The following is a 6,894-nucleotide window of genomic DNA, read 5'->3' on the forward strand; positions in this document are numbered from 1 at the left end:
CCGAGGTGGTCACCGTGCCGCAGGTTTATGCGCGCGTCCGTCAGGGCGACCTGCGCAGTGATGGCAGTTTACTCGCCGGGAATACCGTGGCGCTCAACAGTCAGGGCGATATCACCAACAGCGGCACAATTAGCGGGCGGGATGTGACTCAACTGACGGCCAACAACCTGACCAACAGCGGCTTTATTCGCGGCGGCAAAGTAGATTTAACGGCCCAACAGACGCTCACCAACTGGGGCGGCCGGATTCAGGGGGATGACCGGGTAGCCTTGAAAGGCCGGGATATCATCAGTGCATCGACGGTGCGCGGGGATGAGGCTAACCGCTGGCTGGACCGTCCGGCGGGGATTTATGTGCAGAACGATAACGGCACCTTATCGCTGAGCGCCATCAACAATGTTCAGCTCACCGCCAGTGACGTCAAAAACGCCGGTAAAGACAGCCACACCGAGATAACCGCAGGCCATGACCTGACGCTGGACACCTTAAGCACGCGCCGCACAGAGCAGGGGAATTGGGGGAAAGATAACACTCGCCATCTAACCCAACAACAGGATATCGGCAGCCAGATAACCGGCACCGGTGAGGTGACCCTGCAAGCCGGGCATGACGTGAACGCCACCGCCGCCCATGTCAACGCCGGTCAACACCTGACGGCGCAGGCCGGAAATAACCTGACGCTGACCACCGGTACAGCCTCATCCGACTTAGTGGAGCACAGCAAGCAAACCAGCAAAGGCTGGCTGTCGAAGTCGTCAGTGGAAACCCACGACGAAGTGCATGACCGACAGGCGCTCAGCACCACGTTCAGTGGTGATAAGGTCAACATACAGGCCGGAAAAGACCTCAATATCCGCGGCAGCAATGTGGCGGGGACGCAGGACGTCAGCCTGAACGCCGGTCATCAGCTCACGGTTACCACCGCTGCGGAAGCGCACGATGAAACCCATTTGCGGCAGGAGAAAAAATCGGGCCTGATGGGCACCGGCGGCATGGGTTTCACCTTAGGTAAAGCCAGCCAGAAAGTCACCACCGACAGTGACCGCCAGCTGAGCAAAGGCAGCACAATCGGCAGCAGTCAGGGCAACGTCACCCTCAACGCCGGAGAACAGCTCCGGGTTCACGGCAGTGAGGTGATTGCCGGTAAAGACCTGACGCTGACCGGTCAACAGGTCGATATCACCAGCGCGGAAAACCGCCATCACACCACGACAAAAACCGAACAAAAACAGAGCGGTTTAACCGTGGCGCTGAGTGGTGCCGCTGGGGGTGCCGTCAACAGCGCGGTGCAGACAGCCAGAGCCGCCCGCAATGAAAGCGACCCGCGAGTAAAAGCCCTGCAAAACACTCAAGCCGCCCTCAGCGGAGTGCAAGCGGCGCAGGCTGGCCGACTGGCGGCGGCTCAGGGCAGTGACGACAAAGGCAATAATAATCTGGCCGGGGTGAGCCTGTCTTACGGTCGGCAATCCTCCCGTTCAGAACAGCAGCACCGTCAGACCACCCAACAGGGCAGCCACCTCACTGCGGGAGATAACCTCACGATAACGGCTCACGGTAACGATAAAGGGCTATCAGGACCGAACGGCGATATCCGCATTCAGGGCAGCCAGTTACAGGCGGGTAAAGACCTGCAACTGAATGCTCACCGGGATATTCAGCTCTCCTCCAGCCAGAACACCGAACAGACGACCGGCAAAAACAGCAGCCACGGCAGTTCGCTGGGCGTGGGCCTGACCGCGGGACCGGGAGGCACCGGCCTGAACGTCTCGGCCAATGTCAGTCGGGGCAACGGCCGTGAAAACGGCAACGGCGTCAGTCATACTAACACCACATTACAGGCGGGACAGACCGTCGGGCTGAACAGTGGTCGGGATACCACGCTGAAAGGAGCACAAGTCAGCGGCGAGCAGATTACCACCGAGGTGAAACGTCATCTGACCCTCAGCAGCGAGCAGGACAGCCAGCGCTATGACAGCCAACAACAGAATGCCAGTGCGGGCGTCAGTGCCACCGTGGGTCCCCTCACTAACGGTACCGCGAGCCTTAATGCCAGCCGCAATAAACTGCACAGCAACTATGACAGCGTGCAGGAGCAGACCGGGCTGTTTGCCGGCAAAGGCGGCTATCAGGTTAACGTCGGTAACCATACCCAACTGGACGGTGCGGTGATAGCCAGTCACGCAGACAAAGCCAAAAACACCCTGAACACCGGGACGCTGGGCTTTAAAGATATTCAAAATCAAGCGGACTTTACTGTTGAGCAGCAGAGTGCGGGCATCAGCCTAGGCCAACCGACAGCCGGTCAGGTCCTGAATAATCTGGCGGTCAATGGGCTGAGTGGTTCCCATAGCCAGGGCCATGACAGCAGCACCACGCACGCCGCCGTCAGTGACGGCAACCTGATTATCCGGGATAAGGCGCACCAGACGCAGGATGTCGCGAACTTAAGTCGCGATACCGATAATGCCGCGAATGTCCTGAGTCCAATATTTGATAAGGAAAAAGAACAGCAACGGCTGAAACAGGCGCAACTGATTGGTGAAATCAGCGCCCAGATGACCGAGATAGCCCGTACGGAAGGGAAAATTATCGCCACCAAAGCGGCGAAAGCGAAGCTGGACCATATCAGTGAACCGGACAAAGAGGCCGCCAGAAAAAAACTGGTTGACGGTGGCAATCCACACCCGACTTCGGCGGATATCAATAAGCAAGTTTATGACACCGCTTACACGCAGGCGCTGAATGACTCCGGCTTTGGGACCGGCGGCACCTATCAGAAAGCGTTACAGGCGGTCACGGCAGCGATTCAGGGCTTAGCGGGCAACAATCTCGGTCAGGCGCTGGCCGGAGGCGCTTCGCCTTATCTGGCGGGCGTGATAAAAGAGCTGACGACGGACCCGCAAACCCATCAGGTGGATATTGCCACCAATACGCTGGCCCATGCGATTTTAGGCGCGGTGGCGGCAGAAGTGAGCGGTAACAATGCCCTGTCGGGTGCCGCGGGTGCGGCGTCGGGGGAACTGGCCGCGCAGGTCCTGATTAAGCAACTTTACGGCGACGGGGCCAAAGTCAGTGAATTAACGGAGGAGCAGAAGCAAACTATCAGTACTCTTTCTACCCTGGTCGCGGGACTGGCTGGCGGCATTGCCGGTGACTCCACCGCCAGCGCCCTCACTGGTGCTCAGGCCGGGAAGAATGCGACCGATAATAATTTCCTGGGAAAACTGGTAACAGAAGGGTGTGCAATAGCTGCTCCGTGTCGAGCCAAAGTGGCAGAAAAAGTCCTGGAGATAGGCGTTAAGGCGGGTATAACCGGAATAGTGGCAAAGGAAATCGCTGATAAGATTTCTTCAGAAGACTTAGATCATCTGATTATGCTTCAGATGATGGGAAATGATGAAATCACACAGAGTTACCTAAATACACTTCAGGATAAATACACTCAAGTTGTTGATCCAGCTAATCTGCCAACACATACAGGTGGTAATCAGTCTGACGATATAAGGAAATACCCTAATCATACCGGTGGAAACCAACAGTTAAAGCCGGGTAGTATACCGAACCATACAGGCAATGAGGAAAATCGGTCTGACATTGCACCAAATCATACCGGCAATACGGAAGGTAAGCCGGATGTAGGTGGTAATACGACGGTGACCCCAATTCCTGATGGAACAACGAAAGATAATTTAGCTTATTTGGCCGAAGGACGGGATAACAGATTACCTATTCCCGAAACAACAGTTGCAGGTAATGGACTAAAAATTGAATCTAACTCTAAGCATACACCTGGAGCTCAAGGGTTCAGACCGAATGCTGGTATTGAACCACGAGACTCTTTGAGCATTTTTGAAGGTTCAGTATCTATAGATTCTGATAAACATAGATATGCTAAAGACTCCAATGGACATATCCATAGATTTTCACCAAATAATACAGGTGTCTACCATTGGTCTGGTAGTACTGGAGACTCAAAAAATAAATTGGAATTAACTGGAAAGGTGAAGTCTAGGTTACAAAAACAAGAAGGGTGGAAAATAAAATGATTATTGGAGATCCTTATCAAATTGCTATCCATATTGAGCAAATTGATGTCCTGTGTTCACCGAGTGGAATGTTTAATTTTATAATTAATGACACATTAGTTCCAGGGAAAGGAGTAACAATGGATCTATACATGGTGATATCTGAACTAAAAGAGAGCCTTGAAGACGGAATGCGCAAGAACTTGCGAGATGTTGGGAATATCCCATTGTCTGATTTAGATTTTTCTGAAGGAGAACCGGAGAACTTTATCTCATTATCCTCTGAATTATCAGATTATGGCTTTATTTTTTGGTTGGGTTTTGATGGCGATGAAGATCGTCTTATTTATACAACAAATTATGAAAAAACATTCCAAGAAGAACGATATCCTAGAGGAACAATAGAAAAATTAATTAGAGACCTACCGTTAGCAGAGGATTTAGTAATGAAAAAAACAGGAGCATTTATTAATACTGAGCTGAAATCATAAAAAGTTGCTACGGATAATAATGCCCTAGCTATACCAATGCCACCACCACCGATAGCCGGTTCAAACACGGGTGAAGCCGTGAATGAAGCAAACCAGACAATAGCTTCAGCTTTGGACAAAAAATTGAAGGAAATGGGAGAGTCTATAGATAAAGCTACCCAATGCTCTTTTGGCCGGGTATGTTCGTCAGATTATGTCGATAATGAAAGCCAACCAAATGTAGGGAAGAATCTGACAAATGAAGAAAAGTCTCAGTATGGTGGAGTTGGTTCTGGATCACCTAGTGGTTGGGAACCACAGGATGAGGAGAATGCGAGAACTCAGCAATCTGATTCCAAAAATTTTGATGATAAGTTTAAAAAGAGTGATTTAGTATCTTCTGCTAATAAGCCTATTAATAATCAAGGATTATCTGCTGGGGCTCGTGCTTGGGAAAAACACGCAGGAAGACCAGGAGGAATATTTGAGCCGTTAAAAGGAAATGTTACTCAGAAAAATGAAGCAGCTAGCCGGTTCGTAAATGAAGTGTTGAATAATAAGAATACTGTCCGAACCGATTTATCCAAGGGTGGTATAGAATACCGTCTACCTGATGGTAGAGGTGTCCGCTACAACTCAGATGGTTCTTTCTCAGGTTTTTTAGATCCTAAAAGGTAAAAAAAATGGCTAATAATTTTGAAGTGGATTTTTTTAGTGACTCCAGATACGAAGAGCTGACAGCAGAAATTTCGTATAGGGGGCAAATACTTTGTCAACTTAACAAAGACAAGGGAATTGATTCTATTGAGATTGAATTTTTTTCAGATAGTAGGATTTTGGAAAAACCAATAGAAATGAAATTCCCGTTAGACGAGTTTATAAATGTGTTGATGAATACAAAAGTAGATCTCATTACATGATTAAAATCTCGATTTTTAAGTTGGGATTTTACTTTTAATTATCGGTTTAGAGGGGGCCTCATCTAGATGATTGGTTCCTCCATCCGCGATGACCGAGACCAACTAACCGGTGGTAAAAGTCGCGTCGGGGCATTATGGGCCGGACATCGAACTACCCCGGGAAAAATCGTTTGTAACCGACTGAGTACATTGGAGTAATTGGTGTCCGGCGGTCAACTTCGCAATGGAATGCGTTGTTACCGATAATAATTTCCTGGGAAAACTGGTAACAGAAGGGTGTGCAATAGCTGCTCCGTGTCGAGCCAAAGTGGCAGAAAAAGTCCTGGAGATAGGCGTTAAGGCGAGTATAACCGGAATAGTGGCAAAGGAAATCGCTGATAAGATTTCTTCAGAAGACTTAGACCATCTGATTATGCTTCAGATGATGGGAAATGATGAAATCACACAGAGTTACCTAAATACACTTCAGGATAAATACACTCAAGTTGTTGATCCAGCTAATCTGCCAACACATACAGGTGGTAATCAGTCTGACGATATAAGGAAATACCCTAATCATACCGGTGGAAACCAACAGTTAAAGCCGGGTAGTATACCGAACCATGCAGGCAATGAGGAAAATCGGTCTGACATTGCACCAAATCATACCGGCAATACGGAAGGTAAGCCGGATGTAGGTGGTAATACGACGGTGACCCCAATTCCTGATGGCCCGAAAAAAGATGATTTTATTTATCAGGCCAAAGGAGAAAAACCAGAAAACTATTCTCCTGTAGGAGCAGGTAGGTCAGGTGCATTTAATGAAGCAAAACGTCGCTCAGGAATTCCTATTGGAAAACATCCTGATAGAGTATTGCCAAATGTTGATAAGCGAGGAAGGCTCCAGCCTGGAAAAATTTATGAATTTGATGTTCCTAAAGCAGGAGGGGGAACTCAAACAATACAAATTAGGGATGATGCCAAAGGTCATGATTTTGGAATAAATGATCCCCAGAATAGAGGGCCTCATTTTAATGATGAAAAAGGGAATCACTATGACTACTGACATGATAGTTAGGTATGCTACTGATATCTGTAAAAATAACGATATCACTAATTTTAGTTCTTTATTTATTACAGAAATGAATATTGAAGCGGTAAGCTGGGAACTATTAGATCTAAATCGCGAAAGAGGTTTTGTACCACTTTTTACGAAAATGGTAGAGACGCTAGAAATTTATGATGATAGAAGTTCTATTTATTTATATATAGAACTATCTGGCGTTCAACCGGACACATCTATTACTCGGTATAAACAAGCTTGGGGATTATTAAAATCAAGAGGAAATGATACAGAATTCGCGTTAAAAAAACAGAATGTTATGGTTCAGTCTTCACGGGGCTTGACTTTATCAGGGTTATGTCACTTTTATCTTTCCGATTTAAAAACAGCGGCAAAGTTAGTATTAACTGAAAAGAAAACATATTTGGCACTTATCC

5 protein-coding genes and 2 pseudogenes are annotated in these 6,894 nt (G+C 48.3%); all 7 read left to right on the plus strand.

The window, feature by feature from the left end; all coding sequences use genetic code 11:
- Nucleotides 1–3,218, plus strand: a pseudogene (locus AACQ38_RS22735) (hemagglutinin repeat-containing protein); the annotation flags it as partial.
- Nucleotides 3,219–4,042: 824 nt separating this feature from the next.
- A complete protein-coding gene (locus AACQ38_RS22740) occupies nucleotides 4,043–4,516 on the plus strand; it encodes an Imm42 family immunity protein (RefSeq protein ID WP_113044356.1) in 474 nt (157 codons plus the stop codon).
- 372 nt (nucleotides 4,517–4,888) lie between these two features.
- Nucleotides 4,889–4,999, plus strand: a pseudogene (locus AACQ38_RS24225) (Contact-dependent inhibition of growth factor CdiA); the annotation flags it as partial.
- 179 nt (nucleotides 5,000–5,178) lie between these two features.
- Nucleotides 5,179–5,415, plus strand: a complete 237-nt coding sequence (locus tag AACQ38_RS22750; RefSeq protein ID WP_040150625.1) for a hypothetical protein — start codon at nucleotides 5,179–5,181, stop codon at nucleotides 5,413–5,415.
- Nucleotides 5,416–5,481: 66 nt separating this feature from the next.
- Nucleotides 5,482–5,613: a hypothetical protein gene (locus AACQ38_RS22755; RefSeq protein ID WP_265340076.1), complete on the plus strand. Its 132-nt coding sequence runs from the start codon at nucleotides 5,482–5,484 to the stop codon at nucleotides 5,611–5,613.
- A gap of 25 nt (nucleotides 5,614–5,638) precedes the next feature.
- Nucleotides 5,639–6,460, plus strand: coding sequence for an HNH/endonuclease VII fold putative polymorphic toxin (locus tag AACQ38_RS22760; RefSeq protein ID WP_165579131.1), 822 nt, complete (start codon nucleotides 5,639–5,641; stop codon nucleotides 6,458–6,460).
- Nucleotides 6,450–6,894, plus strand: a 445-nt coding sequence (locus AACQ38_RS24230; RefSeq protein ID WP_207631961.1) for a hypothetical protein, incomplete at its 3' end; no start/stop codon positions are given. The genes AACQ38_RS22760 and AACQ38_RS24230, both read left to right, overlap by 11 nt.

Origin of the sequence: Photorhabdus sp. RW14-46 (assembly GCF_963887965.1) — a bacterium.
Classification (GTDB): domain Bacteria; phylum Pseudomonadota; class Gammaproteobacteria; order Enterobacterales; family Enterobacteriaceae; genus Photorhabdus; species Photorhabdus laumondii.

Coding starts and splice junctions, on each gene's coding strand:
- AACQ38_RS22740 (WP_113044356.1), top strand. CDS start 4,043: ATGATTATTGGAGATCCTTATCAAATTGCTATCCATATTGAGCAAATT.
- AACQ38_RS22750 (WP_040150625.1), top strand. CDS start 5,179: ATGGCTAATAATTTTGAAGTGGATTTTTTTAGTGACTCCAGATACGAA.
- AACQ38_RS22755 (WP_265340076.1), top strand. CDS start 5,482: ATGATTGGTTCCTCCATCCGCGATGACCGAGACCAACTAACCGGTGGT.
- AACQ38_RS22760 (WP_165579131.1), top strand. CDS start 5,639: ATGGAATGCGTTGTTACCGATAATAATTTCCTGGGAAAACTGGTAACA.